Consider the following 368-nt stretch of genomic DNA (forward strand, 5'->3'; position numbering starts at 1 on the left):
GTGCAGGAAGGCCTGCATGATGTCGTCCGGGCTGGCGCCGGTGTTCCGCGTCGCGCGGACATGCATCGGGATTTCCTCGAAATTGCCGGTGGCCGCCAGCAGTGCCAGCGTAAGCATGGACCGTTCGCGGTGCGGGATCCTGGGATCGGACCAGAGCGTGCCCCAGGCCCCTTCGGTGATCATAGTCTGGAACGGTACGTCGAACGCGGTCTTTCCGGCTTCGGCGCGGTCCACATGGGCGTCGCCCAGCACCTTGCGCCGGGTCGCCATGCCGTCATCGTATCGCTCACTCACGCATGTCCCTCTCCAAGCCTCGTCTCATGCAAGCGACTTAGTATAATCATCAACGCATAAATATTGAAAATCAG

At 61.1% G+C, this 368-nt stretch carries 1 protein-coding gene; it reads right to left on the bottom strand.

Annotated elements, in window-relative coordinates:
- A partial coding sequence (locus tag A3764_RS22065) for a carboxymuconolactone decarboxylase family protein (protein WP_067952114.1) occupies positions 1-294 on the bottom strand: 294 nt, incomplete at its 3' end.
- Between the last annotated feature and the right edge of the window lie 74 nt (positions 295-368).

The sequence above is a fragment of the Sulfitobacter sp. HI0129 genome (genome assembly GCF_001635395.1).
In the GTDB taxonomy this organism is placed as follows: Bacteria; Pseudomonadota; Alphaproteobacteria; order Rhodobacterales; family Rhodobacteraceae; genus Sulfitobacter.